The 26,397-nt window shown below is 64.2% G+C and carries 23 protein-coding genes; 8 read left to right on the forward strand and 15 right to left on the reverse strand.

The window, feature by feature from the left end; all coding sequences use genetic code 11:
- Positions 1-178: 178 nt before the first annotated feature.
- From uvrA to EAV90_RS11855, 4 genes are all read right to left on the reverse strand, one after another.
- On the reverse strand, positions 179-3,163 hold the full coding sequence (uvrA, locus tag EAV90_RS11840) for an excinuclease ABC subunit UvrA (RefSeq protein WP_122403155.1): 2,985 nt from the start codon (positions 3,161-3,163) through the stop codon (positions 179-181).
- 274 nt (positions 3,164-3,437) lie between these two features.
- Positions 3,438-4,190: an outer membrane protein gene (locus tag EAV90_RS11845; protein ID WP_122406661.1), complete on the reverse strand. Its 753-nt coding sequence runs from the start codon at positions 4,188-4,190 to the stop codon at positions 3,438-3,440.
- A 237-nt stretch (positions 4,191-4,427) separates the two neighbouring features.
- Positions 4,428-5,120 (reverse strand): outer membrane protein, encoded by a 693-nt coding sequence (locus EAV90_RS11850; protein ID WP_122403156.1) that lies wholly within the window; start codon positions 5,118-5,120, stop codon positions 4,428-4,430.
- Between the two features lie 237 nt (positions 5,121-5,357).
- Entirely contained in the window at positions 5,358-6,128 is a 771-nt protein-coding gene (locus EAV90_RS11855; RefSeq protein WP_122403157.1) for an outer membrane protein, read from the reverse strand.
- A 439-nt stretch (positions 6,129-6,567) separates the two neighbouring features.
- On the opposite strand from EAV90_RS11855, the gene EAV90_RS11860 reads away from it, so the two are divergent.
- Positions 6,568-7,062 (forward strand): single-stranded DNA-binding protein, encoded by a 495-nt coding sequence (locus tag EAV90_RS11860; RefSeq protein ID WP_122403158.1) that lies wholly within the window; start codon positions 6,568-6,570, stop codon positions 7,060-7,062.
- Positions 7,063-7,373: 311 nt separating this feature from the next.
- Positions 7,374-10,118 carry a DNA gyrase subunit A gene (gene gyrA / locus EAV90_RS11865; protein WP_122403159.1) on the forward strand — a complete coding sequence of 915 codons (2,745 nt, stop codon included), beginning with the start codon at positions 7,374-7,376 and terminating at the stop codon, positions 10,116-10,118.
- Between the two features lie 94 nt (positions 10,119-10,212).
- Here the strand turns inward: gyrA and EAV90_RS11870 are convergent, their stop codons facing one another.
- The 7 genes from EAV90_RS11870 to EAV90_RS11900 all read right to left on the reverse strand — a co-directional run bounded on the left by EAV90_RS11870 (position 10,213) and on the right by EAV90_RS11900 (position 17,211).
- Positions 10,213-11,139, reverse strand: a complete 927-nt coding sequence (locus EAV90_RS11870) for an alpha/beta hydrolase (protein ID WP_160118824.1) — start codon at positions 11,137-11,139, stop codon at positions 10,213-10,215.
- A gap of 31 nt (positions 11,140-11,170) precedes the next feature.
- A complete protein-coding gene (locus EAV90_RS11875) occupies positions 11,171-11,905 on the reverse strand; it encodes an ABC transporter ATP-binding protein (protein WP_122403161.1) in 735 nt (244 codons plus the stop codon).
- On the reverse strand, positions 11,902-13,035 hold the full coding sequence (locus EAV90_RS11880) for an ABC transporter permease (RefSeq protein ID WP_129143466.1): 1,134 nt from the start codon (positions 13,033-13,035) through the stop codon (positions 11,902-11,904). The genes EAV90_RS11875 and EAV90_RS11880 overlap by 4 nt, the downstream gene beginning before the upstream one ends.
- Positions 13,036-13,045: 10 nt before the next feature.
- Positions 13,046-14,392, reverse strand: coding sequence for an acyltransferase family protein (locus EAV90_RS11885; protein WP_129143467.1), 1,347 nt, complete (start codon positions 14,390-14,392; stop codon positions 13,046-13,048).
- Positions 14,393-14,424: 32 nt separating this feature from the next.
- Positions 14,425-14,811 carry a hypothetical protein gene (locus EAV90_RS11890; RefSeq protein WP_164936881.1) on the reverse strand — a complete coding sequence of 129 codons (387 nt, stop codon included), beginning with the start codon at positions 14,809-14,811 and terminating at the stop codon, positions 14,425-14,427.
- Positions 14,812-14,904: 93 nt separating this feature from the next.
- The gene (locus tag EAV90_RS11895; protein WP_122403165.1) at positions 14,905-16,758 is read right to left on the reverse strand and encodes a potassium transporter Kup; all 1,854 of its coding nucleotides are present in this window, start codon (positions 16,756-16,758) and stop codon (positions 14,905-14,907) included.
- Between the two features lie 195 nt (positions 16,759-16,953).
- Positions 16,954-17,211, reverse strand: a complete 258-nt coding sequence (locus EAV90_RS11900; RefSeq protein ID WP_122403166.1) for a hypothetical protein — start codon at positions 17,209-17,211, stop codon at positions 16,954-16,956.
- A gap of 267 nt (positions 17,212-17,478) precedes the next feature.
- Between EAV90_RS11900 and coaD the strand changes: the two genes are divergently transcribed.
- The 5 genes from coaD to queA all read left to right on the forward strand — a co-directional run bounded on the left by coaD (position 17,479) and on the right by queA (position 20,673).
- Positions 17,479-17,976, forward strand: coding sequence for a pantetheine-phosphate adenylyltransferase (gene coaD, locus EAV90_RS11905; protein WP_122403167.1), 498 nt, complete (start codon positions 17,479-17,481; stop codon positions 17,974-17,976).
- A gap of 36 nt (positions 17,977-18,012) precedes the next feature.
- Positions 18,013-18,576 carry a peptidylprolyl isomerase gene (locus EAV90_RS11910; RefSeq protein WP_122403168.1) on the forward strand — a complete coding sequence of 188 codons (564 nt, stop codon included), beginning with the start codon at positions 18,013-18,015 and terminating at the stop codon, positions 18,574-18,576.
- A gap of 8 nt (positions 18,577-18,584) precedes the next feature.
- Positions 18,585-18,995: a hypothetical protein gene (locus EAV90_RS11915; RefSeq protein WP_122403169.1), complete on the forward strand. Its 411-nt coding sequence runs from the start codon at positions 18,585-18,587 to the stop codon at positions 18,993-18,995.
- On the forward strand, positions 18,992-19,456 hold the full coding sequence (locus tag EAV90_RS11920) for a peptidylprolyl isomerase (protein ID WP_122403170.1): 465 nt from the start codon (positions 18,992-18,994) through the stop codon (positions 19,454-19,456). Before EAV90_RS11915 ends, EAV90_RS11920 begins: the two co-directional genes overlap by 4 nt.
- 143 nt (positions 19,457-19,599) lie before the next feature.
- Positions 19,600-20,673, forward strand: a complete 1,074-nt coding sequence (gene queA, locus EAV90_RS11925; RefSeq protein ID WP_122403171.1) for a tRNA preQ1(34) S-adenosylmethionine ribosyltransferase-isomerase QueA — start codon at positions 19,600-19,602, stop codon at positions 20,671-20,673.
- 169 nt (positions 20,674-20,842) lie between these two features.
- On the opposite strand, the gene EAV90_RS11930 is transcribed toward queA, so the two are convergent.
- The 4 genes from EAV90_RS11930 to EAV90_RS11945 all read right to left on the reverse strand — a co-directional run bounded on the left by EAV90_RS11930 (position 20,843) and on the right by EAV90_RS11945 (position 25,058).
- Positions 20,843-21,868: an aspartate-semialdehyde dehydrogenase gene (locus EAV90_RS11930; RefSeq protein WP_122403172.1), complete on the reverse strand. Its 1,026-nt coding sequence runs from the start codon at positions 21,866-21,868 to the stop codon at positions 20,843-20,845.
- Between the two features lie 245 nt (positions 21,869-22,113).
- Positions 22,114-22,716 carry a PepSY domain-containing protein gene (locus tag EAV90_RS11935; protein ID WP_162500269.1) on the reverse strand — a complete coding sequence of 201 codons (603 nt, stop codon included), beginning with the start codon at positions 22,714-22,716 and terminating at the stop codon, positions 22,114-22,116.
- Between the two features lie 252 nt (positions 22,717-22,968).
- Complete coding sequence (locus EAV90_RS11940; protein WP_129143469.1) at positions 22,969-23,715, reverse strand: TetR/AcrR family transcriptional regulator; 747 nt, start codon at positions 23,713-23,715, stop codon at positions 22,969-22,971.
- A 134-nt stretch (positions 23,716-23,849) separates the two neighbouring features.
- The gene (locus tag EAV90_RS11945) at positions 23,850-25,058 is read right to left on the reverse strand and encodes a patatin-like phospholipase family protein (protein WP_122403175.1); all 1,209 of its coding nucleotides are present in this window, start codon (positions 25,056-25,058) and stop codon (positions 23,850-23,852) included.
- A 193-nt stretch (positions 25,059-25,251) separates the two neighbouring features.
- On the opposite strand from EAV90_RS11945, the gene tgt reads away from it, so the two are divergent.
- Positions 25,252-26,397, forward strand: a complete 1,146-nt coding sequence (gene tgt / locus EAV90_RS11950) for a tRNA guanosine(34) transglycosylase Tgt (RefSeq protein WP_122403176.1) — start codon at positions 25,252-25,254, stop codon at positions 26,395-26,397.

Here is a 26,397-nt window from a genome sequence, read left to right on the forward strand (position 1 = left end):
ACGGAATCCTGAAAATGAAATTGCAAGGTTCCGATGCCCGAAGCATCAAAACCCTGCAATCCTAAAACACCCCGCAACCACAAATGCGATTCCAGCTCAATCGCTTAGCCGCTCTTCACGGATGACTCTGATTGCAGACCTTTGGTTTCGCGTAGATTGGCCGAGTCCAAACCGACCCTCACTCCGCCGCCTCGCTCGCCGCACGCCTCCGCTTCGGCTTTCGCGCCTTCTCCAGTACCGGAGCCAGGAATTTCCCCGTATAGCTCCGCGGCGCCTTGACGATATCTTCCGGCGGGCCCCAGGCGACGATCTCGCCGCCGCCATCGCCGCCTTCGGGGCCGAGATCGATGACCCAGTCCGCGGTCTTGATGACTTCGAGATTGTGCTCGATGACGACGACCGTGTTGCCCTGCGCGACCAGCTCGTGCAGCACCTCCAGCAGCTTCTTGACATCGTGGAAGTGCAGGCCGGTGGTCGGCTCGTCCAGGATGTAGAGCGTGCGGCCAGTGGCGCGCTTGGACAGCTCCTTGGCGAGCTTGACGCGCTGGGCTTCGCCGCCTGAGAGCGTGGTGGCCTGTTGGCCGACATGGATGTAGTCGAGGCCGACGCGGTGCAGGGTCTGGAAGGTCTCGCGCACGCGCGGCACCGCCTTGAAGAACTCGGCGGCTTCCTCGACGGTCATGTCGAGCACGTCGGCGATGCTCTTGCCCTTGAACAGCACCTCCAGCGTCTCGCGGTTGTAGCGCTTGCCCTTGCAGACGTCGCAGGTGACGTAGACATCGGGCAGGAAGTGCATCTCGATCTTGATGACGCCGTCGCCCTGGCAGGCCTCGCAGCGGCCGCCCTTGACGTTGAAGGAGAAGCGGCCGGGCTCGTAGCCGCGCGCCTTGGCTTCGGGAAGACCCGCGAACCATTCGCGGATCGGCGTGAAGGCGCCGGTGTAGGTCGCGGGGTTGGAGCGCGGGGTGCGGCCGATCGGCGACTGGTCGATGTCGATGATCTTGTCGATGTGCTCCAGGCCTTCGATGCGATCGTGCGGCGCGGCACCTTCGCTGGCATTGTTCAGCTTGCGGGCGATGGCGCGGTAGAGCGTGTCGATCAGCAGCGTCGACTTGCCGCCGCCGGAGACGCCGGTGACGCAGGTGAACAGGCCAAGCGGAATCTCCGCCGTGACGTTCTTGAGATTATTGCCGCGCGCGTTCACCACCTTGATGGTGCGGCGGTGGTTCGGCGGACGCCGCTCCGGCACCTCGACCTCGAGCTCGCCGGTGAGATACTTGCCGGTGAGCGATTTCGGGTTGCGCATGATGTCGGCGGGCGTGCCTTCGGCGACGATGTTGCCGCCATGCATGCCGGCGCCGGGGCCGATGTCGAGCACGTAGTCGGCGAGGCGAATGGCATCCTCGTCATGCTCGACCACGACCACGGTGTTGCCGAGGTCGCGCAGCCGCTTCAGCGTATCGAGCAGGCGGGCGTTGTCGCGCTGGTGCAGGCCGATCGAGGGTTCGTCGAGCACGTAGAGCACGCCCGTCAGGCCGGAGCCGATCTGCGAGGCCAGGCGAATGCGCTGGCTCTCGCCGCCGGACAGCGTGCCGGAGGAGCGCGACAGCGTGAGATAGTTGAGGCCGACGTCGAGCAGGAAGGTGAGGCGCTCGCGAATCTCCTTCAGGATGCGGCCGGCGATCTCGTTCTGTTGCTTGTTCAGCGCCTCGGGCACGCCCGCGAACCACTCGCCGGCCTTCTTCACCGACAGCTCCGAGATCTCGCCGATATGCTTGCCGCCGACCTTGACGCAAAGCGCCTCGGGCTTCAGGCGGAAGCCATTACAGCCCTCGCAGGGCACGTCGTGGAAGTACTTCGCCAGCTCCTCGCGGGCCCACTCGCTTTCGGTTTCGCGGTAGCGGCGGTTGATATTGGTGATGACACCCTCGAACGGTTTCTTGGTGTCGTAGGAACGCACCCCGTCTTCATAGGAGAACTTGATCTCGTCCTCGCCCGAGCCGTAGAGGATCGCGTTCTGCGTCTTCTTCGGCAGATCCTTCCACTTGGTGTCGAGCGTGAACTTGTAGTGCTTGCCGAGCGCGGTCAGCGTCTGCACGTAATAGGGCGATGACGATTTGGCCCAGGGCGCGATCGCGCCCTTGCGCAGCGTCAGATCCTTCTCGGGGATGACGAGATCCTCGTCGACATGCTGCTCGACGCCGAGGCCGCCGCAGGCGGGGCAGGCGCCGTAAGGATTGTTGAAGGAGAACAGGCGTGGCTCGATCTCGGGAATGGTGAAGCCGGACACCGGGCAGGCGAACTTTTCCGAGAACAGGATGCGCTCGGGGCCGCTCTTGTCGTGGATCTTGGCGGTCTTCTTTTTCTCTTTCTCTTCGGCGGGCGCGGCTGCGGGCGCGTCGGCGAACTCGACGACGGCGAGCCCCTCGGCGAGCTTCAGCGCGGTCTCAAAGCTCTCGGCGAGGCGCTGGCCGATGTCGGAGCGGACCACGATGCGGTCGACCACGACGTCGATGTCGTGCGGGAATTTCTTGTCGAGGCTTGGGGCTTCCGCCAGCTCGTAGAAGGTGCCGTCGATCTTGACGCGTTGAAAGCCCTTCTTGAGCCATTCGGCGAGCTCTTTCTTGTACTCGCCCTTGCGGCCGCGCACGACCGGCGCCAGCAGATAGAGGCGGGTGCCTTCGGGCAGCGCCAGCACACGATCGACCATCTGCGAGACGGTCTGGCTTTCGATCGGCAGGCCCGTGGCGGGCGAATAGGGCACGCCGACGCGGGCCCAGAGCAGGCGCATATAGTCGTAGATCTCGGTCACCGTGCCGACGGTGGAACGCGGGTTCTTCGACGTCGTCTTCTGCTCGATCGAGATCGCCGGCGACAGGCCGTCGATCTGGTCGACGTCGGGCTTCTGCATCATCTCCAGGAACTGGCGGGCATAGGCCGACAGCGACTCGACGTAGCGGCGCTGGCCCTCGGCATAGATGGTGTCGAAGGCGAGCGAGGATTTGCCGGAGCCGGAGAGGCCGGTGAACACCACCAGCTTGTCGCGGGGAATCTCGACGTCGATGTTCTTGAGGTTGTGCTCGCGCGCGCCGCGGATCGTAATTGCGCGCAGGCTGGAGCCCGCGTTCTGTTGTTGGCGCTTCGCCCTGATCACTTCGTCCATCCCGCTGGTCCCTCAAGGAATCCAAAGACGCGCGATCGCGCCAATGCAAAAGGCGCGCTTCGCCCGGAACCGGGATCGGCGCCGATGGGTATGGCAGCGAACGTAGGAAGAACGGCGGAGGATTTCCAGTGGGACTTGCGAATCGTCAACGGATTGTTGGCGCGCTGGCGGCAAGTGGCAGCAAGCGGGCGCGGAACTGCACCTGAACAGCCCGCCGCAACAAAAAGGCCAGCGCGAGGCCGGCCTTTCGTGGCGATGTGACGTCGGTCAGCGATCAGTACTTCGCGACGACAGGGCCGCCGAAAGTGTAGTTCAGGCGAACGGTGCCCATGTCGACGTCCTGCTTGATACGGTCGGTCCGGTCGTTGATGCCAAGCACAGTGAAATTGAGGTTGCGGCCGCCCATGAACAGGTGGTCGTATTCGATGGCAACGGACCAGTTCGGTGCGAAACCGAATTCGAGGCCGGTGCCGACCGCGCCACCCCAGCGGGTCTCGCTTGCGCTGTCGACGACCACGCCGCCCAGAAGGCCGTTATATTTGGCGTGCGTGACCGCGGCGCCGCCCTTCACGTACCAGAGCACGTTGTTCCAGGCATAGCCGACCTGGCCGGTGAACAGGCCGATCGCATCGATTTTGGTCTGATTGACGACCGGCGCGAATGCGGCAAGCGGGCTCGCATTCGACCCCTTCAGATTGGCCCAGTCTCCTTGAGCTTCGAGCCCGAACACCCAGTTGGCCGCCTGCCAGCGATAGCCGACCTGACCACCGACGAGTCCACCGGTCGCGTTGTGACAACCTTCGGACACGACCGGGATTGGCGCGCCGAGCACAGCATTGAGATCCCAGCAATTGCGGCTCGAGGCACCACCGCCGTTGATGCCGAGGTAGAAGCCGCTCCAATTGTACATCGCGACTGGCGCGACCGGAGCTTTGGTGTAGGGGCGGGCCGCCAAATCGGCTGCCGAGGCCGGTGCCAACGCGCTGAGTGCGAACAAACTGGCCGAAGCCAGCAAAAGCTTCTTCATATCCATTCCCCAGTTCCGTTTCCATTCCGGCCTTCCGGAGAGCGGAAGAGCAGCGGACCCTATGACTCAAGTAACGTGGTGATTTTACACCACCGAAGCCAAAGGTTGTGTCTCCCTGGAGCCACATCTCGGCGAAAACGCTGGGGGCGGGCTGGCGTATTGCTACGCGCCTGAAAACAACAAAAAGGCCGGCGCGAGGCCGGCCTTTCGTAACGCGGGTAGCGTCAGAGACGCAGCTCAGTACTTCGCGACGATCGGGCCGCCGAAGTGATAGTTCACGCCGACCTGCACGGTGTGGAAGTTGAGCGTGCCGGTAGGAATGGCGCCCGAGAAGTAGGTCTCGCCGCCCAGGCTGCGATAGAGGTACTCGCCCTTGACCGACCACTGCGGAGCGAAGAACGCCTCGACGCCCGCACCAACGGTCCAGCCGGAGTGGAACTTGCTGTCGGAGACCGAGAGGGCTCCCAGGCTGGCGGTGAGCTTGTTGTCGATCCAGGCGTAACCACCGGTGCCGTAGAACAGCACGTTGTTGACAGCCCAGCCGATGCGGCCGCGCACGGTGCCCATCGCGTCGGTCTTCGAGGTCAGCGAGGCGGGGACGCCACCGACGCCGGGGACGAAAACCACACCTGCAGCCGTCGCGCTGACGTCGGCCCAGGCGCCATCGGCCTCAACGCCGAACACCACGTTGCCGGTCTGCCAGTTGTAACCGGCGGTGCCACCGACGAAGCCACCCTTCATCTTCGGGTCGCCCGAAGCGTTTTCCCACGCGCCGCCGCCGACGATACCGAGGTAGAAGCCGGTCCAGTTGTAGACAGCAGCGACCGGAGCGACCGGAGCCTTGGTGTAGGGGCGCGCCGCGAGGTCAGCGGCCGAGGCCGGAGCGGCGAGAGCGAGCAAACAGGCCGAAGCCAGCAAAACCTTTTTCATTTTCAACTTAATCCCAGTCCCAGTTTCTGTTGTTGCCTTCCGCGACGGAAGGGCAGCGGACTCAACGGCCCAACTGATGCCATCTCTACACCACCAAAGGCGCACGTTGTGTCTCCGAAAAGCCACATAGCCGCAAAAGGTGATGGTTACTGACTTATTACTTCCAAGCGATCGAGCCGAAACAAGAAAGGCCGGCGCAAGGCCGGCCTTTGATCTCCGAATAATTTCAGCGAGATATCAGTACCTCGCGATCGCCGGGCCACCCCAGCGATAGTTCACGCGGATGAGGCCGATATCGACGTCCTGGCTGATGCGCTCGGACCGTGTGACGACACCGAGCGGGGCAATGGCGAAATTGCCGGATCCGGTGAAGTTGATCGTGCGGTTGCCGAGGAAGATGTGGTCGTACTCCAAGCCGACTGACCAGTTCGGCGCGAATCCGAACTCGATGCCTGCACCGACCGTGCCCCCCCAACGGGTCTCGTTGGCGCGATCGAATTCGAGGCCTGTCGCCAGATCGTAGGTGCGATAGCGATCCCCGACGACGGCGCCGCCGCCCTTCACGTAGAGCAGCACGTTATTCCAGGCGTAGCCGACCTGGCCGGTGAGCAAACCGAAAGCGTTGATCTTGGAACGATCGCGCAGGCCAGTCAGCGGGCTGATGTTGTCGCCGGAGAAGTCGGCCCAGTTGCCTTGGCCCTCGACGCCGAACACCCAGTTCGCCGACTGCCAGCGATAGCCGACCTGGCCACCCACCGTGCCGCCCGTGGCGTTGTGGCAGCCTTCACCGACCAGAACGCCCGTCACGGGCGTCACGAAGTCCCAGCACTTGTGGCTCGTGCCGCCGCCGCCGTTGATGCCGATGTAGAAGCCGCTCCAGTCGTAGATGGCAGCGACCGCCGGCGCCGGAGCCTTGGTGTAAGGACGCGCTGCGAGATCCGCCGCGCTTGCAGGAGCCGACAGGACCAACGCCATTGCACCGATTGCACTAAACAGAATCTTATTCATTGCAGTCTCCCCACTTTCGTCCGCTTCTCGAAATCCCCAAAGCGGCTGATCAGGCGCGACGCCCATATGAACTAATTCCGAGGCAACCGTAGCCTAAGGAAAGAGCAGAGTCCGTCTCCGAAATGCCACACTCGGCGACCGACTGAAGTGGCTGCAACTTGATGAATGTTAAGTGGTTTTTGCCGTTCACGGGAACCCGGAAAGGTTCCATCGGAGGAATTGTCTTTTTATCGGCACGCGACCGAATGTTCTGGTGCGTCGCCGCAAAGAACAAATCTGGAACAAAGCCGATGGTGATGCTATATGTGGGGATAACCCTGGGGGTGCCGGGCTGACCGGTGCCCGCAAGCGTATAGGGTCGCCTCGACGGGGCGCAGAGCAACGCGGGCAGCGGATTCGCCCTTTTGAAATTCAGTGGCATTCGGAGTGGAGAGCGGCGATGGCGGGAAGCGTCAACAAGGTCATTCTGGTTGGAAATCTCGGCAAGGATCCTGAAATCCGCCGCACCCAGGACGGGCGGCCGATCGCGAATTTGAGCATCGCCACCTCGGAGACCTGGCGCGACAAGAACACCGGCGAGCGCAAGGAAAAGACCGAATGGCATCGCGTCGTGATCTTCAATGAAGGGCTCTGCAAGGTCGCCGAGCAGTACCTGAAGAAGGGCGCGAAGGTTTACATCGAGGGCGCGCTGCAGACCCGCAAATGGACGGACCAGAGCGGCGTCGAGAAGTACTCGACCGAGGTCGTGCTCCAAGGCTTCAACTCGACGCTGACCATGCTCGACGGCCGCGGTGGCGGCGGAGGAGCCGGCAGCTTCGGCGACGAGCCGGGCGGCGATTTCGGCTCCTCCGGTCCCATCAGCAGCGCACCGCGCCGTCCGGTTGCCGCCGGCGGTGGCCGCAACAGCGACATGGACGACGATATCCCGTTCTGAGCGTGCGTCGTGTCAGCAATTCTTACTAATTGATAGGGCGGGCTCGGATTTTCCGGGCCCGCTTCATGTTTGGGATGAGGTCCGCGTTGCGCCCATGCGAAGTTGGCCGACGGGGCGGCTTCTCGCGTGATCAGCCAGGCGCGACGGGTGGTTCTGAAGGGCCGATTCCGGGAGCGGTTCAGGGGCTGGTCCGGAGCCTTAAGTTATTGGAAAAATAAGCGGAAAAAGCGCTTTCGAGGGGGCTGCAAGGGTGGTTATCCGACCCTGGATGCGCTATATGATTCCCAGATAAAACCTCACCGGATTTCCCCTTGGCTGACGACGACAACAAGCCCGGCGACCAGCCGGCGCAACCCTCGGACATTCGCCCCGTTTCCATCTACGAGGAGATGAAGAAGTCGTACCTCGATTACGCCATGAGCGTGATCGTGGCGCGCGCGCTGCCCGATGCGCGCGACGGGTTGAAGCCGGTGCACCGCCGCATCCTGTTCGCGATGAACAATCGCGGCGACACCCCGGACAAGAAGCACAAGAAGTCTGCCGGTGCCGTCGGCGAAGTCATGGGTAAATACCACCCGCACGGCGACCAGGCGATCTACGACGCCTTGGTGCGCATGGCGCAGGACTTTTCGATGCGCGCGCCCCTGATCGACGGACAGGGCAATTTCGGGTCGGTCGACGGCGATCCGCCGGCGGCGATGCGCTACACCGAGTCGCGCCTGACCAAGATCGCGCTGAAGCTGCTCGAGGACATCGACGACGACACGGTCGACTTCCAGGACAACTATGACGGCTCTGAAAAGGAGCCGGTGGTTCTGCCCGCGCGGTTCCCGAACCTGCTGGTCAACGGCGCCGGCGGCATCGCGGTCGGCATGGCCACCAACATCCCGCCGCATAATCTCGGCGAGGTGATCGACGCCTGTGTGGCGCTGATCGACAATCCGTCGCTGACCATCGACGAGCTCAACAACATCATTCCGGGGCCGGATTTCCCGACCGGCGGCATCATCCTCGGACGCCAGGGCATCCGCAGCGCCTACCATCTCGGCCGCGGCTCGATCGTGATGCGCGGCAAGGTCACCTTCGAGACGATCCGGAAAGAACGCGAGGCGATCGTCATCACCGAGATCCCGTATCAGGTGAACAAGGCGACGATGGTCGAGCGCATCGCCGAGCTCTACAAGGAAAAGAAGATCGAGGGCATCTCCGACCTGCGCGACGAGTCCGACCGCGACGGCTATCGCGTCGTCGTCGAGCTCAAGCGCGATGCCGTGCCCGACGTGGTGCTGAACCAGCTCTACAAGTTCACGCCGCTGCAGACGAGCTTCGGCGTCAACGCCGTCGCGCTCGATTCCGGCCGTCCGCAGACCATGAACCTGAAGGACATGCTGACGATCTTCGTCGGCTTCCGCGAGCAGGTCGTCACGCGACGGACCAAGTACAAGCTGCGCAAGGCGCGCGAGCGCGCGCATGAGCAGGTCGGCCTTGCCATCGCGGTCGCCAATATTGACGAGATCATCAAGGTGATCCGGCACTCGCCGACGCCGGCTGCGGCGCGCGAGACCCTGATGACGCGCGACTGGCCCGCCCGCGACGTCGAGGACATCATCACGTTGATCGACGATCCGCGCCACCGCATCAATGCCGACGGCACCATTCGCCTGTCGCTGGAGCAGGCGAGGGCGATTCTGGAGCTGCGCCTCGCGCGCCTCACCGCGCTCGGCCGAGACGAGATCGGCGAGGAGCTTTCCAAGCTCGCCGGCGAGATCAGCGACTATCTCGACATTCTGCGTTCCCGCGCCCGCATTCTCGACATCATCAAGACCGAGCTCGCCGAGGTGAAGGCGGAGTTCGCCACGCCGCGCCGCACCGTCATCATGGAGCAGGAGGGCGAGGTCGAGGACGAGGACCTGATCCAGCGCGAGGACATGGTCGTCACCGTCTCCCACGCCGGCTACGTCAAGCGCGTGCCGCTGTCGGCCTATCGCGCCCAGCGCCGCGGCGGCAAGGGCCGCGCCGGCATGCAGACCCGCGACGAGGATTTCGTCAGCCGGCTGTTCGTGGCCTCCACGCACACGCCGGTGCTGTTCTTCTCCTCACGCGGCCAGGTCTACAAGGAGAAGGTCTGGCGGCTGCCGATGGCTGCGCCGAACGCACGCGGCAAGGCGCTGATCAACATCCTCCCCCTGGAGCAGGGCGAGCGCATCACCACCATCATGCCGCTGCCGGAGGATGAATCGACCTGGGGGCAGCTCGACGTGATGTTCGCCACCACGGGCGGCAACGTCCGTCGCAACAAGCTGTCCGACTTCGTCGACGTCCGCCGCTCCGGCATCATCGCGATGAAGCTGGAGGAGGGGGAGGCGATCGTCGACGTGCAGATCTGCACCGAACGCGACGACGTGCTGCTGACGGCTGCCGGCGGCCAGTGCATCCGCTTCCCGGTCACCGACGTGCGCGTGTTCACCGGGCGCACCTCGATGGGCGTGCGCGGCATCGCGCTCGGCGAAGGCGACAAGGTGATTTCGCTGGCGATCCTGCGCCACGTCGAGACCACCTCGGACGAGCGTTCGGCTTACCTGAAGATGCGCCGCGCGGTGGCTGGCGAAAGCGCGGCCGAGGAGCCGGCAGCGGACGCCGAGGCCGAGGAGGCCTCCGGCAGCTTCCAGCTGCCGCAGGAGCGCTATGTCGAGATGTCGGCGCAGGAGCAGGTCGTGCTGACGGTATCCGTCAACGGCTACGGCAAGCGGACCTCGTCCTACGAGTACCGCACCACGGGCCGCGGCGGCAAAGGCATCGTCGCCATGAGCGTCAACAACCGCAACGGCAACCTCGTGGCGTCCTTCCCGGTGGAGGAGGCCGATCAGATCATGCTGGTCACAGACAAGGGCCAGCTGATCCGCTGCCCGGTCGAAGGCATCCGCATCGCGGGCCGCTCGACGCAGGGCGTGATCGTGTTCGACACCGCCGAGGACGAGCACGTCGTCTCGGTCGAGCACATCACCGAAGAGGCCGAGAACGGCAACGGAGAGAGCGGCAACGGTAGCGGGGCCTAGGGCATGATCCGGAAAAGTGCGCAGCGGTTTTCCGAAAAGATCATGTTACAGCCCAAAGCGCGATGACGACGATTTATCCTGATCTCATCGCGCTTCAGGCTGGCCCGGAAGCCGACGCAGTTGTATCGCAACGCAGGTTGGAGATGAATTCTCCGATCTGGGCGATGGCTGCATGGGCTTCCGGCAGCACCGGGACGAAGAGCTGGAACACGTGCGGCATGCGCGGCCAGACCTCCAGGCGGCTCCGCGGATCACCGTTTTTCAGCTTGTTGGCCATACGGACCGCGTCATCGCGCAGGATCTCGTCGCTGCCGACTTGGATCAGCACCGGCGGAAGGCCGAATGCATCGCCATAGAGCGGCGATGCACGGGGGTTATACGGGTCGGCGCCTGCCAGATAGCAACGCACGAATTCCGGAATATCGTCCACGTTCAGCATCGGATCTGATGCGGCATTCTCGGTCAACGAGGGCGCGGTGAGCGCCAGATCGGTCCAGGGCGACATGGCAACCGCGGCGGCAGGAAGCGGCTTGCGTTCGTCACGCAGTCTCATGAGAAGGCACAGAGCCAATCCTCCACCGGCTGAATCACCCATCACGAACAGTTCGCTTGGATCGGCCGTCTCGCCGGCGAGCCAGAGAAAAGCCGCCACGGCATCGTCCAGTGCGGCCGGAAACGGATGTTCGGGGGCGAGGCGATATTCAAGCGCCCAGACCGTCGACTTGGTCACATTGGCAATGCGCCAGGTGAAATGCCGATAGTAGATCGGCGCGCCCGAAATATAGGCGCCACCGTGAAGATACAGCATGTTGCGCCCCGGGCGCGACGCCGGGGTGGCGATCCGGTGCAATCTGAGGTGACCGACCTGTACGACGCTTGTCTTGGTGCTGCGTGGCGGGCGAGGCACCCACCTCTCCATGCGATGCATGTTTGCCCGCCACGTTCCGACATCGAATGGCCGACGGTGCCGTTTCAGGAACATGCGGATGCCGAGGCGCAGCATTTCCCCGCGCAGGCTCATGGTGCGTCCTTTTGATTCATTCGCGTGGGTCTTACGACCTGAATGCGGCCGCCTTTGGCAAATGCAGCCGTTCGGGTTCGCCGGATCCGGTGTCGACCAGCAGGCCATCCTCGATCTCGACGATGCGATCCGCAAAGGGAATGACTCGCGGATCATGGGTCACGACGAGCACGGCGCGTTCGCGCTGATGTGCGGCGTCTGCGAGAATCCGCATGATGCTTCGTCCGTTATTGCCGTCGAGCGCGGCCGTCGGCTCGTCGGCGAGAATGACCGAGGGATTGGCGACGAAGGCTCGCGCGATCGCGACCCTCTGCTGCTCACCGCCGCTGAGCTCGCCCGGCAAGGTATCGGCCTTCTGCTCCAGACCAACCAGGTTCAGCGCTTCCCGCGCGCGTTTCCCGGCTTTGCGCCCACGCTCGTGACGGATGTCGAGCGCGAGCTGCACGTTCTGCGCTGCAGTGAGCGTCGGAAACAGATGATAGGACTGGAACACAAAGCCGATATGGTCGCGCCTGATTTGGGCTAGTCCCTCCTTGTCGACACCCGACGTGGGCGTGCCGCACACGGTGAGTGTACCCGAGCTTGGTGCCAGCATGCATCCGAGCACGAGCAGCAGCGTCGTCTTGCCGCTGCCCGAGGGCCCCATCAGCAGTGTGAACTCGCCCCGCCGCAGCGTCAGGTCGATCCCGCGCAGCGCCTTCACCTCACCGGCGCCACGCCCAAGCGTCTTCTTGATTCCGGCCGCCTCAATGATGATTTCGTTCATCGCATGAATACCGTTGCTGGATCGATCCGCACCACGCGCACGATTGCACCGATCGCCGACGCCACGCACATCACGACCGTCAGCACGAACAGGGCTGCAATCAGCCACGGCGTGATGACGATCGGCAGCGCGCTCTTGGCAGTCATCTCCACGACGACGGCGCCAATCGCACCCGCGATGACGAAGCCGATGATCGCGTTGAGGAGCGCCTGATAGATGATGACCCTGTAGATATATCCATTCGAAGAACCCATTGCCCGCAGGGTGGCGAATTCACTGAGGTGATCCTTGGTGCTCGAATAGAGCGTTTGCGCGACGATGACGGTGCCGACGATCACTCCCAGCAATGCACCTGCAAATAGCGCAGCGCCGGCGCCCGTTCCGAACAGCCAGAACGAGCGGCTACGGCTGCGGAATTCATCGGTGGTGAGCACCTCGTGCTCACCAACTTGAGAGCGAATGGCCTTGAGAACTGTGTCGCGATCGGCGTCGGGCTTGAGGCGCACCAGGAGATCGCTGGCGCGATCCGGGAAGGTTCCGGTGTAGGTGCGAGCGTTTTTCAGGTCCACGAAGACGTAGGGCGTGGTGGTGAAGGAGCGGATGCCGTCGGTCAAGGCCACGACCTTCACGCGGCGGCCGCGGATCTCGGCCGTTGATCCGATTTTTGAGACGCCGAGGCGATCGTAGTAGGAGCGGTCGACGACCACCGCTCCATTTTGCGACAGCGCGCGAACGTCACCCTCGACCACGTTCCATGGCCTCAGGCTTCCATCACGCAAATCGGCGCCGACAACGAAGATGGGTGTCATCTCGCCGCTCTCGAGGCGCCAGTCCGAGAAGCCGATGACCAGCGGGACCACGGAGGCGACGCCGTCGACGGACATGACCTTGTCGCGCAGCTTCGCATCCAGCAGCGAGGGATCCTCGAAGCATTTCGCTCCCTTCGGCAGCACCCAGAGATCGGCCGATGCATGGTCGATCATCGTCGTCACCATGCGACCGAAGCCCAGGAACAGGCCCATCTGGATCATCACCAGGACGACCGAAAAAACGATGCCGACGAGCGTCGCGACAAAGCGCAGGCGGTCGTGGAAGAGATTGCGGGACGCGAGCGTCGGGACCAGTGACATGGACGTTCCGTCATCGAGGTTGATCTGAGATAGCGCCCTTACCGGGGAATCCGGAATGCCGGTGGCCCAGCAGTCTCGCGCCTGCGGCCAGGAATCCGCTCGCGGCCCAGCTCAGAGCCAGCGCCACAATGAGGACGAACGCGGCTTTGGCGGCGGCGTTCAGTCTCGTGTCGAGCAGTGCATATTGCAGCCACAGCACGAACGGGTAATGCGTGAGGTAGATGCCGTAGGCATTGGTGGAAAGGCTGTCGGCGACCGCCGACCTGCGACGCAACAATGCCAGCGAACTCGCCACAAAAGCGATCACGCCCGTCGCGCATGCAGGGGGAAACGCGAAAGCAGCGGCGATCCGGTACGCCGGCGGACTGGCATTCCAGTCCGGCATGGTCAGTGCGGTCAGCCCGCCCCATACGGCAAAGCAGGCGAAAGCTGCGGCAACCCACGTTGGCCAGTGGTGCGCGAGGGGGCCGTCGATGCGGAAGACGCTGCGATCAGAGCCGTAGCTGCCGATGGCGAGCCCCGCGGAGAAATAGAGGAGATAGTGCAGCGGGCGGCTTAGCTGGAAAGACAATGGGCCGAAAAAGGTCCATTCCCAGGGGGTGAAGATCATCGCGAGCGGGACATAGGCCAGTGCCGACAGACTGGTCAGGCCTGCGAAGAGGAGCAGGGGACGATCGTCGCATTTGGCGACGATGAAGCTCGCGGCGCGTGGCCACGATGGCACGAGCTCATGCAGCGCAGCAGCCAGTGCGCTGAGCAGCAGAAGCTGCCACAAGAACCATTGCGGGCCCGAGGGCCACATCGGCAAAGCGCGCCAGTGCTGCCAAAATGCCGCAGGCGACGGGTCGGTCGCGGTCGTCAGATACGAGGCGTAGTACGCCACCGGACTGAGGAGGACGACGGCGAGGACGAAGGGCAATCCAATTCGCCACCAGCGATCCGCGAGATAGGCGGCGGCGCCCTTGCGGATCAGGCCACGCGGGGTGAACAGGCCCGCCAAAAGGAACATCAGGGACATCAAGCTGACGTCTTGCCATGCGCAGAACAGGTCCAGCCCAAACCAGCGCTCGCTGTCGATGATCGGAAACGCGATCCAGCGATAGGGCGACGCGTCGAAGGCGAACGGATGCGGCGGCTGAGAGGCGAGGTACGGAAGGGCCGAATGGAAGGCGACCACGATCAGGATGACGACGGCGCGCAAATTGCTGAATGTGACGTTGGCGCCAGAGTTCATGGGGGAGCACCAGCCCGGGATTGATCTCGCCGGAACCAACCGAAAGCCGATCCACCTGGTTCCAATTCGCCGACGGGCAATTTCAGATTGGATCCGCAGCGGACGCGGTTTTGCTGAAGCCAACGCCTCCAGGGCCAGGCGCGCTCGCTGGTGGGCTACGAGGCGGTCGAAAGCTCTCTCGTCAAATCGGCAAGCGCCTCCCGCTTTCCGATTTGTGCCATCCAGCACCAAAGGGGACGCTCAATCTTGCCATAGCCCGCGAGCAGTCCCTCTCGTTTCGGCGCATCGTCAACGTCGCGAAGAAGCCCAGAACGTAGACCCTCCTTTGCCATCTTCCACTGCAGCGATGCAGGGTAGGCCTTGAGGACGCAAGCAGGCGAATCCGCCGCCATGATCTCCAGGACGGTACCGATCTCCCCGCCATGCAGTTCGGCGACGTCCAGCACCGAGGCCTGCGGAAAGATCCGACCGATGATCGACTGCACCTGATCGAACGAGATTGTCAGCCGAGGTTTCAACTGCAGAGGCGGATCGCTGGACATTTTCGCACCTGCCTCATGCAGCAATCCGGGGCTCTCACGCTTGTCGAGAAACCCGGATTGCGCTTGCCGCTCCACTCGGGCTACGCGCTTCCGCTAAATCTCCAGCTCCGTCCCGAACTCCACCACCTGCTTGGTCGGCACGCCGAAGAACGCGGCGGAGCGTTCGGCGTTGCGCTGGAGGAAGGCAAACACGCCTTCGCGCCAGACCCACATTCCCGGGACGTCCTCGCGCGGGATGATGGTCTCGCGGCCAACGTAGTAGGTGATGTCGGAGAGGTCGATGCCGGGCAGCTTGCCCAGGCGGCAGATGAGCTTCAGTCCTTCATAGATCGTCGGGTTCTGCATGAAGCCGTAATGCAGGATCACGCGGGTGATGCCCGGGATGATCTCGAGCACCTCGGCGCGTTCCTCGTCGGGAATGTGCGGCGATTCCTCGATCAGCACGGTGACCAGCAGCACGCGTTCGTGCAGCACGCGATTGTGCTTGACGAACTGGGTCAGCGCCAGCGGCACGCCGCGCGGCGCGGAGGCCAAAAACACCGCGGTCCCGGGCAGCCTCGCCCTGCACTGGTTCACGACGGTCTCGATCAGGTCCTCCTCGGGTTGGCGCAGCCGCGCCCGCGCCGCCTCGACCAGCTTCACGCCGCCGCGCCAGGTCAGCATCAGGAACGCAACGAGGGCCGCGAGCAGCAACGGAAACCAGCCGCCCTCGAACAGCTTGATCGAGTTGGCCGAGAAGAAGATCACGTCGATCACGAAGAAGGCGCCGTTCACGGCAACCACCAGCCAGGGCGAATAGCCCCACTGGATCGCCACCAGCGCCGCGAGCAACGTGGTGATCGCCATCAGCAGCGACACTGCGATGCCATAGGCGCCGGCGAGCGCGTCCGAGCTGCCGAAGCTCAGCACCGCCCCGAGCGTTGCGGCAGCAAGCAGCCAATTGACCAGCGGCACGTAGATCTGGCCGATCGCAGCGCTCGTGGTGTGGCGGATCTGCATGCGCGGCAGGAAACCGAGCTGGATCGACTGCTGTGTCAGCGAAAACACGCCGGAGATGATCGCCTGCGAGGCGATCACGGTCGCGACCGCCGAGAAGGCGACCAGCACATAGTGCAGGGCGTCGGGGCAGAGCTGGAAGAACGGATTCTCGATCATGGCGGGATCGGTGATCAGAAGCGCTGCCTGGCCGAAATAATTCAGCACCAGCGCCGGCAGGCAGACCGCGAACCAGGCGAGCCGGATCGGGAAGCGCCCGAAATGCCCCATGTCGGCATACATGGCTTCGCCGCCGGTGACCGCGAGGAAGGCGGCGCCGAGAATTCCGAAGGAGACGTGAAAATCCTGGTGGATCAGGAAGTCGAAGGCATAGAGCGGGCTGAGCGCCGCCAGCACCGCCGGCGCCTTGACGATGCCGTGGATGCCAAGCGCGGCAAGCACGACGAACCAGGCCAGCATCACAGGGCCGAAGATGCGGCCGATGAAGCCGGTGCCCTGCTTCTGCATCATGAACAGCCCGATCAGGATGGCGACGGTCACGGGCACCACGGCCGGTGCCAGCGAGGGGGCGTCGACCTTGAGGCCTTCGATGGCGCTGAGCACCGAGATCGCCGGCGTGATCGCGCCGTCGCCATAGAGCAGGGCGGCGCCGATGAGGCCGACCACCAGGAGATGGGCGCGCCATGTGCCTGGCTGGGCGTGGCGGGCATGCAGCAGTGCCAGCAGCGCGACGATGCCCCCTTCGCCGCGGTTATCCGCGCGCAGGATCAGCAGCGCGTATTTCAGCGAGATGATCAGCAGCAACGCCCAAAGGATCAGCGAGGCAACCCCCAGGACAGCGTCCTGACTCAGCGTGCCTCCATGAGCAGCCGCCTTGGCGGCTTCCTTCAGGGCGTAGAGGGGACTGGTGCCGATATCGCCGTAGACCACCCCAAGGGCGCCCATGGTCATGGCAAGCGGCAGCGCGTCGGGGCGATGGCCGGAGGCGACTGCGGGCGTACTGGACAACGGCAACTCCCCCGATGGAAACGCGCCCGTCGGGTCATTCCGATGGGGGCGAGCACGATGCAGTTTGCGACGAGACGTCGCAAATATCCACGGGGTTTATCTTGAGGGGGCTTCCTGACGCGAAACTTACAGGTCCGACTACGGGGTGCGGTCGGCTGTCACGAGGCGGGCCTCGCGGACACTGGCCTTGCTGCCGGCGCGGCGCAGGCAGGACGCCTCGAAATTCGGCCAGGCCTGCTGTGAGCAGTCGCGGCCGATGGTGCGGATGTCGAGCCGGTCGCTCTTGGCCAGCGGCTGCGGCACGCTGGCTTCGACGGTCGGGGCAAAGCCGGGCAGGAGGGTGAGGGCTGCGGCAACACACGCAGAGACTGCGATCGCTGAAATGGTCTTGATCATTGACGGTCCCCTGTGATGCGGCCGCCTCGCCCAGTGTGCGGCCCGTCATTCGTTGGCTGGATTAGTAACCATGGCCAGTTTCCGGACGTCTTCGCGGAGGCTGGAAATGGTTTCGTTCGCGCTCCGTTTTGTTTCGTCGCTGCCCGAGGACGAAACAAAACGGCCATTGCCGACGTCCGGCGAGACATTTTCCGTGTAAAAGGTCCGGAAACGGACAAGGAACCTGCCCGGCTTGCCGGGCCGGGCCGGGCGCGGTAGGACGGGGCCATGTCGCGCATTGCCTTCTACCCAGGTTCCTTCGACCCCATCACCAACGGCCATCTGGACGTGGTCCGGCACAGCGTCTCGCTGTGCGACCGGCTGGTGGTCGCGATCGGCGTGCACCCAGGCAAGAAACCGCTGTTCTCCACCGAGGAGCGGCTGAAGATGCTCCATGACGTCTGCGGGCCAATCGCGGCCCAGGCCGGCTGCGTGCTCGAGGCGACGACGTTTGACGATCTGTCGGTGACCGCGGCGCGCAAGCACGGCGCGATCATCATGATCCGGGGCCTGCGCGACGGCACCGATCTCGATTACGAGATGCAGCTCGCCGGCATGAACGAGGCCATGGCGCCTGAAGTGCATACGGTCTTCCTGCCGGCCTCTCCCATGGTCCGCCCGATCACCGCCACTTTGGTGCGCCAGATCGCCGGCATGGGCGGGGATGTCTCGGCCTTCGTCCCGCCGCAGGTCGCGGCACAGCTCAAGGCCAAATTCGCCGGTTAACGGCCCGCTTCCTTTCTCATCCTGACCGGAGTTGTCATGATCCGAATTTTCGCAGTTCTTGCCGCGCTTGTGTTCGCGGTGCCGGCGGTGGCGCAGCAATTGCCGGCAAACCTCGACAAGGCCAATGCCATCGTCATCGACAGCACCAAAGGCCGCATCGTCATCAAGCTCAGGACCGACATCGCGCCGCAGCATGCCGAGCGCATCAAGCAGCTCGCGCGCGAGGGCTTCTACAACAACGTGCCGTTCCACCGTGTCATGGACGGCTTCATGGCGCAGACGGGCGACGGCCAGAACGGCAACGGCACCGGCGGCTCGAAATATCCGAACCTGAAGCAGGAATTCTCCAAGGTGCATTTTGCCCGCGGCATCGTCGGCATGGCCCGGCGCGGCGACAGCGTCGACAGCGCCAACTCGCAGTTCTTCATCATGTTCGCCGACGGCGGCAGCCTCGACGGCCAGTACACGGTGATCGGCGAGGTCGTGCAGGGCATGGACGTCGTCGACAAGCTGAAGAAGGCGCCCCCCGGCTCGCCCGGCGGCACCGTCACCGATCCCGACAAGATGGTGAAGGTGCAGGTCGCCTCCGACATCAAGTAGGAGCGGCCATGGCGCGCCGCGGTGGCAAGCTCCTGCTGGTTGCCGCGATGCTGCTGCTCGGCGTTCCCCGTGCGGCCGCGGAGGACGCGCAGGTCAACACCATCCAGGACATCTTCCGGCACTTGCGTACCTGCTGGAGACCGCCGTCGCCGGCCAAGGCGCGCCCCCTCGACATCACCGTCGTCGTGAGCTTTAACCGGGCCGGAAACATTCTGGGCCATCCGAGGATTACCTATGAATCCGCGGAGGCCTCCGACAACGACCGGCTGCAATACCGGATCGCGGTGATGGAGGCGTTGCAACGCTGCACGCCGGTGCCATTTACCGATGCAATGGCCGGCGCCGCGGCGGGACGTCCATTCGCGATCCAGTTCCGCAACCGGAAGACTTCACCTCCAACACAAGAGAGACGAGCATGAGCGTCACCGAAAACACCCTGATCCTCGAGACAACGCAGGGTCCCGTCACCATCGAGATGCGGCCCGACCTCGCGCCGAACCACGTCGCGCGCATCAAGGAGCTCGTGCGCGAGGGCTTCTATGACGGCATCGTGTTTCACCGCGTGATCGAGGGCTTCATGGCCCAGACCGGCTGTCCGCATGGCACCGGCACCGGCGGCTCCGGCAAGAAGCTGAAAGCCGAGTTCAACAAGGAGCCGCATGTGCGCGGCACCGCCTCGATGGCCCGCGCCGCCAATCCCGATTCCGGCGACAGCCAGTTCTTCATCTGCTTCGACGATGCCCGCTTCCTCGACAACCAGTACACGGTCTGGGGCAAGGTCACCGAGGGCATGGAGAACGTCGACAAGATCAAGCGCGGCGAGCCCGTGATGAATCCTGACAAGATCGTCAAGGCGCGGATGGCCGCGGACAAGGAGTAAGCACGCGACCCTCATCCTGAGGAGCGCGGAACGCGCGTCTCGAAGGATGAAGGCTCCGCTGCTGCAGTTCGGCCTTCATGGTTCGAGACGGCGCTACGCGCCTCCTCACCATGAGGGCTGGCTGTGTCGCGCTAGGCCCGCACATGCGCACCGATCTCTTCGATTTCGACCTGCCCGCCGAGCGCATCGCATTGCGTCCGGCGAGTCCGCGCGACTCCGCGAAGATGCTGGTCGTGGAGAACGGCGCGTTGCGCGACCAGACCATCTCTGACCTGCCGCAATGGCTTAAGCCCGGCGACCAGCTCGTCGTCAACGACACCAAGGTGATCGCGGCGCAGCTGAAGGGCCGCCGCATCGGCCGCGAGACGGAGCCGAAGATCGAAGCGACGCTGATCAAGCGCGTCGACGGCTCGCGCTGGCAGGCGCTGGTGAAGCCGGCAAAGAAGCTTGTTGCCGGCGATCGCATCCGCTTCGGTAATGAAGGCAAGGTCTGCCTGCTCGGCCACCTCGACGCCGACGTCGAGGCCAAGGGGGCAGAAGGTGAGGTGACGCTGTCGTTCTCATTCCACGGCCCGGCACTCGACCAGGCCATCGCCGATCTCGGCAGCCCGCCGCTACCACCCTACATCGCTTCCAAGCGCACGCCTGACGACCAGGATTTTGCGGATTACCAGACCATGTTCGCGGCCAACGAGGGCGCAGTTGCAGCGCCGACCGCGGGTCTGCATTTCACGCCCGCGCTGGAGCAGGCGCTGCGCGCGCGCGACATCGGGATCAACCGCGTGACGCTGCATGTCGGGGCAGGGACCTTCCTGCCGGTCAAGGCCGAGGACACCGAGGGCCACAAGATGCACGCCGAGTGGGGCACCATCTCGGCCGAGGTCGCGGAGCGGCTCAACAGCGCGCGGAAAAATGGCAGGCGGATCGTCGCGGTCGGCACGACGTCATTGCGTCTGCTCGAAAGCGCGGCGAGCGAGGACGGCATGATCCAACCGTTCGCGGCCGAGACCTCGATCTTCATCACGCCGGGTTATCACTTCCGCGCCGTCGATGTCCTGATGACCAATTTTCACCTGCCGAAGTCGACACTGTTTATGCTGGTGTCGGCGTTTTCGGGGTTGGAGACCATGAAGCAGGCCTATGCGCATGCGATCGCGAATGGTTACCGGTTTTATTCGTACGGGGATGCGTGTTTGCTGTTTCCGTCGGTGCCGTAGGCGACCAACGCAAACCCATCGCCGTCACCCCGAGGTGCTCGGCTCTTCGGCGAGCCTCGAAGGGCGACGGCCCGGCTGCTGCATCTCGGCCGCTCATCGAGGCTCACCATGCAGCGCCTGGCGCGGCATGGTTCGCACCTCAGGATGACGGATCGACGGGCGTGCTCCGTTACGCCATCACCCGCTGCGGCAAGAGCTCCGCGATCTGCACCGCGTTCAGCGCCGCGCCCTTGAGCAGCTGGTCCGCCGCCACGAACATCGAGATCGAATGCCCGCTAGCGTCGCTGAGGTCCTTGCGGATGCGGCCGACCAGCACGTCGTCCTGGCCCGAGGCGTCGATCGGCATCGGGAAGTAGTTCTTGGCGCGGTCGTCGACGACCTTCACTCCGGGCGCCTGCGCCATGATGGCGCGGACCTGGTCTTCGGTGATCGGCTGCTCGCATTCGAAGGTGATGGCCTCGCAATGGGCGCGCAGCACCGGTACGCGCACGCAGGTGACGCCGACGGCGATGCTGTCGTCCTCGAAGATCTTGCGGGTCTCCTTGATGACTTTGGTCTCTTCGTCGTTGTAGCCGGTCTCGGGATCGACGGCCGTGTTGTGATTGAAGAGATTGAAGGCGTAGGGGTGCGGCATCACCTTGGGCGTATAGACCTGCCCGTTGAGATTGGCGCGGGTGGACTCGACGAGCTCCTCCATCGCGGCGGCGCCGGCGCCGGAGGCCGCCTGATAGGTCGAGATGATCACGCGCTTGATCCGGTTCTTCTGATGGATCGGCCACAGCGGCACCAGCGCGGTGATCGCGGCGCAGTTCGGGTTCGCAATGATGCCCTTGTGATCGCGGATGCGGTTCGCGTTGATCTCGGGAATCACCAGCGGCACGTTCGGGTCCATGCGGAAGGCGGAGGAATTGTCGACCACGACCGCGCCCGACTTGACCGCGATCGGCGCATACTTCCTGGAGATGCTGCCGCCGGCGGAGAACAGGGCGATATCGACACCTTCGAAAGACCGCTCGGTCAGTTCCTCGATGACGACGTTCTGGCCGCGGAACGACACCGTCTTGCCGGCGGAGCGGGCGCTCGCCAGCGCCTTGAGCTTACTGATGCGAAAGCCGCGCTTGTCCATGGCGGCGATGAATTCGGCGCCCACCGCACCGGTGACGCCGACAATCGCGACGACGGGATCGTTACTCACTTTGTCCTCCGTTGAATTTGCGAATTAGACAACAAAAAAGCCCCGGACCATCGAGGGCGGGGCTTGCCGTAGAGCTGATGCGTTTAAGTCGACGACCTACGTGCGCACGCCTCCCCGGGCCCCTGAGGCCGTGGTGGTTTTGGTCGTGCGTTTGGTGATCGTGAACATGGCGGCGACTTATGCGGGAGAGTCTTGCGTCCGTCAATGGGTTTTCGGCGGGAACGTGGCAGCGCGGGGACCTGTCGCTATTTGGCCCGGGCAGCCGGCGGCTCCAGGATGACCTCCTTGAGGTCGTCGCCGCTGATCACGACGATCGCAAAATTGAGCCGGCCGCGTTCGCGCACCAAGCCGCCGCTGATGGCCTTGCCCGAGGCTGCGCGCTCGGCGACGCGTACGGCGTCGGCGAGGCGGTGCCTGATCGCACCGAGCGCGGCGAGATTGCTGCGGTCCTCGTGGTCGAGCTCAGTGAGGGGGAGGGCGGCCTCCCCGCCGACCAGCTCGCCCGTCGCAGCATTGATGGTGTGGCGCCAGATTCGGTCGTTGTGCAGGGTCTTGACGCGGTAGACCGGCACGCCCGAGGCGCCGTCGAAGCTCACATCCGCCGTCGTGGCGCCGGCATGGCGGGCTTCCGCGATCGCCATGGCCTGGCTGATCGTGATCGACGAGCTGCGGAATCGTTCTATTTCGCGGCTGACCGCCTGGCGGTCCGCTTCAGCATCACCATCTGTCTCGCTGTGAAGCGCGGTCGGCGTGCCCGCAGTCACGATTGCCTGCGCCGGCGCGGTGATGAGCAGCGCGGGCAAGGCGATCGCAAGCAGTTGCGAGGTCCATCGTTTGGCTGTCGTCATGCTCGAAACCCTCGGCCAGCGAGTGTGCCGGATGATCGTAAAGAATTCGCGGCCGGCCTTGGGCATCGGCCGGCCGCGGAGCGCCGCGGCGGGCTATACCCGCCGTGACGATCGAAGCGGTCCGGACCTCTTTGGGGCTGGTGAAAAAGCGATCCGTACCCGGCTTATAACTAAACCATACCGTATCGTTTTATTTTGGTCAACGCTGCCGCGCGGTCCCCTTTGGGGAAAGATCGCAAGCTCACGGAATTGTCAGCGGGAGGAGCGGCGCCGTGGCGTGACTTTGGCGGCGTCCTGGACGCGGTCGGGGGGCCCCAGCGCGCCGGCCAGGAACAGCTTGATCGCCGCGCGCATGCGCTTTTCGGCGGCCTTCAGCTCCAGCGCCGTCCCGAACGTCGCCATGCGGTGGGTGTGACCGACGACGACGTCGAGGAATACCTCGGCTGCAATGGTGGTGTCTTCGACATCGAGCGCACCTTGCGCCACCAGATGGTCGAAGAAGCGCGCGGTGGTGGCGACGGCCTTGAGCCAGCCTTCCTCCTTGCCGAGCTTGGCGACGTCGGGGAAGTTGATGGCCTGCGACGTCATCATGCGGCTGAAGGCGACGGCGTCGGGACCGCAGGTGAAGGTCAGCATCTCGCGCCCGATCTCGACCAGCCGCTGCTCGACCGAGATGTTCGAGGCGCTGGAGAGCTGTGTCTCCGCCGCCGCCGAGAGCGGCGCGAGCCAGCGCGCGATCTCGCGCCTCAGCACGGCCGCAAACAGCCCGCGCTTGTCGCCATAGCGGGAATAGACCGTGGGCTTGCTCACCCGCGCGGCTTCCGCGACCGCGTCGAGTGAGGTCGCATCGAAGCCGCGGTCCAGGAACAGGCGGGTGGCGACCTCGATCAGCCGCTGATCGCGCTCGATCGCGGCTGACTTCGTCGGCCGGCCGCCGCGCGATTTCGGCACCTCGCGCCGTGGCGCTGCCGGTCTCGTCCTGGTCGCAGTCAATCCCATGCCCAATGATTCCTGCGCGTTTCTGACAGTCGTCTTTGCTCTATAACGCGCAGCAATCGAGGCGTCATCGCGAATCTGGCCGAATTGGCCGTATCGTCAACGGTCTCGATCCGCCCCCGTTCCGTCGTGCCGGCTTACGGAAGCGTCGAGGTCCAGGCCCGCCCGGATGCGGCCTTCTCGTATCCGTACTCATACAGCGCCCGCATATAGACGGTATCGAATCCTTCCGACGGCGGCGCCGGGTAATCGCGCGCGATGTAGGAGAGATGGAAGCCCAGTCGGTTGCGCTTGGCGAAATCGTAAGTCGAGAAGATGATCGACCGCGTCTGCGATTGGGTGATCGCCGACAGGCTCCGTGAGGCAACGTCGATGGTGCCGTTGGAGACGAGCTCGAAGTTGCGTTCGATCTTCTTGTTGACGAGGATGTAGATGTCCATGTTTGCATTGCCGGGCAGGCGGCTGCTCTGGAACAACAGGGCTTCCGGCAAGGTGAGCACCGGCGCCGTCACGCCGCCGTCGACATGCATCTCCTGAAACCGGCGGCCCTGGCCTTCGGCATCGATCATGATCGGCGGAAACACCAGGGGAATGCTGGCGGAAGCCGCCATCACGTCGCGAAACAGTTTCAGGGCCTCGGGCGTTCCAACAGCGGCGATCTTGCCCATGTCCCAGATCGCGGTCCGCTGGGTGTCGAGATCGGTCGTCACCACCAGTAGCTTCCGGCCGTTCGCGTGCTCGCGCGCGACCTGCGCCATGATTTCCGGACCTACATAGCGCGCGACGAGCTCGCGCAGCCTTGTGTTGCCGAACAGGCCGGATCCGAACAGCACGCGCATGATGCTGGGATCGTTCAGGAGGCTCTCCGCAATGCCGCTGGTGTAGACCTCCTTCAGCGTGTCGTCATATTGCGGGCCGAGAAACGCGAAGGGCGCGATCAGGCCGCCGGTGCTGACGCCCGAGACGACCGAGAAGGTGGGGCGGGTCTTGGCCGCGGTCCAGCCGTTGAGCACCCCGACGCCATAGGCGCCATCGGCGCCGCCGCCGGAGAGCGCCAGATAGGTTTTCGTCGTGGCGCTGGTGCCCTTCTCAAAGCTGAATTTCGTGATGGGCTCGTCGGCGTAGCGCCTGAGGCCGTCGATATCCAGCACGCGCGAGACGCTGGCTTCAGCGGCCGTGTAGGGCGTACGCGGCAGGGAGGTGCAGGCGCCGAGCGCAAGGCTGCACATAAGGACCAGCAATTCGACCAGGCTGACACCTGTCTGCCTGATCCGGTCACGCGAGGAGACGGATGCGTCGGTCGAACACGAAGGATACGGCATTGTCGGTGGCTGGCGATCACGCATCTAGCGCCGCCGGCAAAATTCACCGCGGCATCTCGTCCAGCCCCCATGACGAAACTATACTGTATCGTTTTGTTCGACAAGAGGGACAAGCAATATCCTCGCGCTGCTTGCTGTCCCGGTCTGAAGCACAAACGGGCCCCGAGCGCGGCCTTGCGGGTTGATCGGCTCCCTCCGACAAGCAATAAGCACCGCCATGAATCCCGACGATGACGTACCCAATCACTTTGAGTTGCTCGCCACCGATGGCGCCGCGCGCACCGGGCGGCTGACCACGCCGCACGGCGTGGTGCGGACCCCGGCCTTCATGCCGGTCGGCACCGCCGGTGCCATGAAGGGCATGCACTGGCGCGAGGTGCGCGATGCCGGCGCCGATATCGTGCTCGGCAACACTTACCATCTGATGCTGCGTCCGAGCGCCGAGCGGATCGCGGCGCTCGGCGGTCTGCAGCGGTTCACCGGCTGGAACGGTCCGATGCTGACCGATTCCGGCGGCTTCCAGGTGATGTCGTTGTCGGATCTGCGCAAAGTCAGCGAGAACGCCGTCACGTTCCGCTCGCATATTGACGGTGCCAAGGTCGAGCTGTCGCCGGAGCGCTCGATCGAGGTGCAGCGTTTGCTCGGCTCCGATATCGCCATGCAGATGGATGAATGCGTGCGGCTGCCGGCCGAGCACGCGGACATCGAGCGCGCCATGCAATTGTCGTTGCGCTGGGCGGAAAGAAGCAAGCGCGCCTTCGAGAGCGCGCCCGCAGGCTACATGCTGTTCGGCATCGTGCAGGGCGGCGACGTGCCGCAGCTTCGCCACGCGAGCGCCAGAGGCCTGGTCGCAGTCGGCTTCCACGGCTATGCGATCGGCGGTCTTGCCGTCGGCGAGCCGCAGGCGGTCATGCTGGCGATGATCGACGAGACCGCACCGCTGCTGCCGAGAGAGCGGCCGCGCTACCTGATGGGCGTCGGCACGCCCGACGACATCCTCGAAGCGGTGAAGCGCGGCATCGACATGTTCGATTGCGTGATGCCGACCCGCAATGGCCGGCACGGCGTCGCGTTCACGCGCTTCGGCCAGGTGAATCTGCGCAATGCACGCCACGCCGACGATCCGCGCCCGCTCGATGAAGAGAGCTCATGGCCGTCGACGCGCAACTGCGCGCGCGCCTACCTGCACCATCTCGTCAAGGCGGGCGAAACGCTGGGGGCGATGCTGCTGTCCGAAATCAATGTCGCTTACTACCAGTCCCTGATGCGGGGCGTCAGGGACGCGATCGCACACGGAAAGTTCGACGAATTCTATCAGCGCACGCGCGAGGACTGGGCGAGGGGCGACATCGCCCCACGCTAG

Origin of the sequence: Bradyrhizobium vignae (assembly GCF_004114425.1) — a bacterium.
GTDB lineage: Bacteria > Pseudomonadota > Alphaproteobacteria > Rhizobiales > Xanthobacteraceae > Bradyrhizobium > Bradyrhizobium vignae.

Excerpts from the sequence above, each read along its gene's own strand:
- uvrA (WP_122403155.1), bottom strand. The coding sequence starts at position 3,163 with ATGGACGAAGTGATCAGGGCGAAGCGCCAACAACAGAACGCGGGCTCC.
- EAV90_RS11845 (WP_122406661.1), bottom strand. The coding sequence starts at position 4,190 with ATGAAGAAGCTTTTGCTGGCTTCGGCCAGTTTGTTCGCACTCAGCGCG.
- EAV90_RS11850 (WP_122403156.1), bottom strand. The coding sequence starts at position 5,120 with ATGAAAAAGGTTTTGCTGGCTTCGGCCTGTTTGCTCGCTCTCGCCGCT.
- EAV90_RS11855 (WP_122403157.1), bottom strand. The coding sequence starts at position 6,128 with ATGAATAAGATTCTGTTTAGTGCAATCGGTGCAATGGCGTTGGTCCTG.
- EAV90_RS11860 (WP_122403158.1), top strand. The coding sequence starts at position 6,568 with ATGGCGGGAAGCGTCAACAAGGTCATTCTGGTTGGAAATCTCGGCAAG.
- EAV90_RS11870 (WP_160118824.1), bottom strand. The coding sequence starts at position 11,139 with ATGAGCCTGCGCGGGGAAATGCTGCGCCTCGGCATCCGCATGTTCCTG.
- EAV90_RS11875 (WP_122403161.1), bottom strand. The coding sequence starts at position 11,905 with ATGAACGAAATCATCATTGAGGCGGCCGGAATCAAGAAGACGCTTGGG.
- EAV90_RS11880 (WP_129143466.1), bottom strand. The coding sequence starts at position 13,035 with ATGTCACTGGTCCCGACGCTCGCGTCCCGCAATCTCTTCCACGACCGC.
- EAV90_RS11890 (WP_164936881.1), bottom strand. The coding sequence starts at position 14,811 with ATGTCCAGCGATCCGCCTCTGCAGTTGAAACCTCGGCTGACAATCTCG.
- EAV90_RS11895 (WP_122403165.1), bottom strand. The coding sequence starts at position 16,758 with ATGACCATGGGCGCCCTTGGGGTGGTCTACGGCGATATCGGCACCAGT.
- EAV90_RS11900 (WP_122403166.1), bottom strand. The coding sequence starts at position 17,211 with ATGATCAAGACCATTTCAGCGATCGCAGTCTCTGCGTGTGTTGCCGCA.
- coaD (WP_122403167.1), top strand. The coding sequence starts at position 17,479 with ATGTCGCGCATTGCCTTCTACCCAGGTTCCTTCGACCCCATCACCAAC.
- EAV90_RS11910 (WP_122403168.1), top strand. The coding sequence starts at position 18,013 with ATGATCCGAATTTTCGCAGTTCTTGCCGCGCTTGTGTTCGCGGTGCCG.
- EAV90_RS11915 (WP_122403169.1), top strand. The coding sequence starts at position 18,585 with ATGGCGCGCCGCGGTGGCAAGCTCCTGCTGGTTGCCGCGATGCTGCTG.
- EAV90_RS11920 (WP_122403170.1), top strand. The coding sequence starts at position 18,992 with ATGAGCGTCACCGAAAACACCCTGATCCTCGAGACAACGCAGGGTCCC.
- queA (WP_122403171.1), top strand. The coding sequence starts at position 19,600 with ATGCGCACCGATCTCTTCGATTTCGACCTGCCCGCCGAGCGCATCGCA.
- EAV90_RS11935 (WP_162500269.1), bottom strand. The coding sequence starts at position 22,716 with ATGACGACAGCCAAACGATGGACCTCGCAACTGCTTGCGATCGCCTTG.
- EAV90_RS11940 (WP_129143469.1), bottom strand. The coding sequence starts at position 23,715 with ATGGGATTGACTGCGACCAGGACGAGACCGGCAGCGCCACGGCGCGAG.
- EAV90_RS11945 (WP_122403175.1), bottom strand. The coding sequence starts at position 25,058 with ATGCGTGATCGCCAGCCACCGACAATGCCGTATCCTTCGTGTTCGACC.
- tgt (WP_122403176.1), top strand. The coding sequence starts at position 25,252 with ATGAATCCCGACGATGACGTACCCAATCACTTTGAGTTGCTCGCCACC.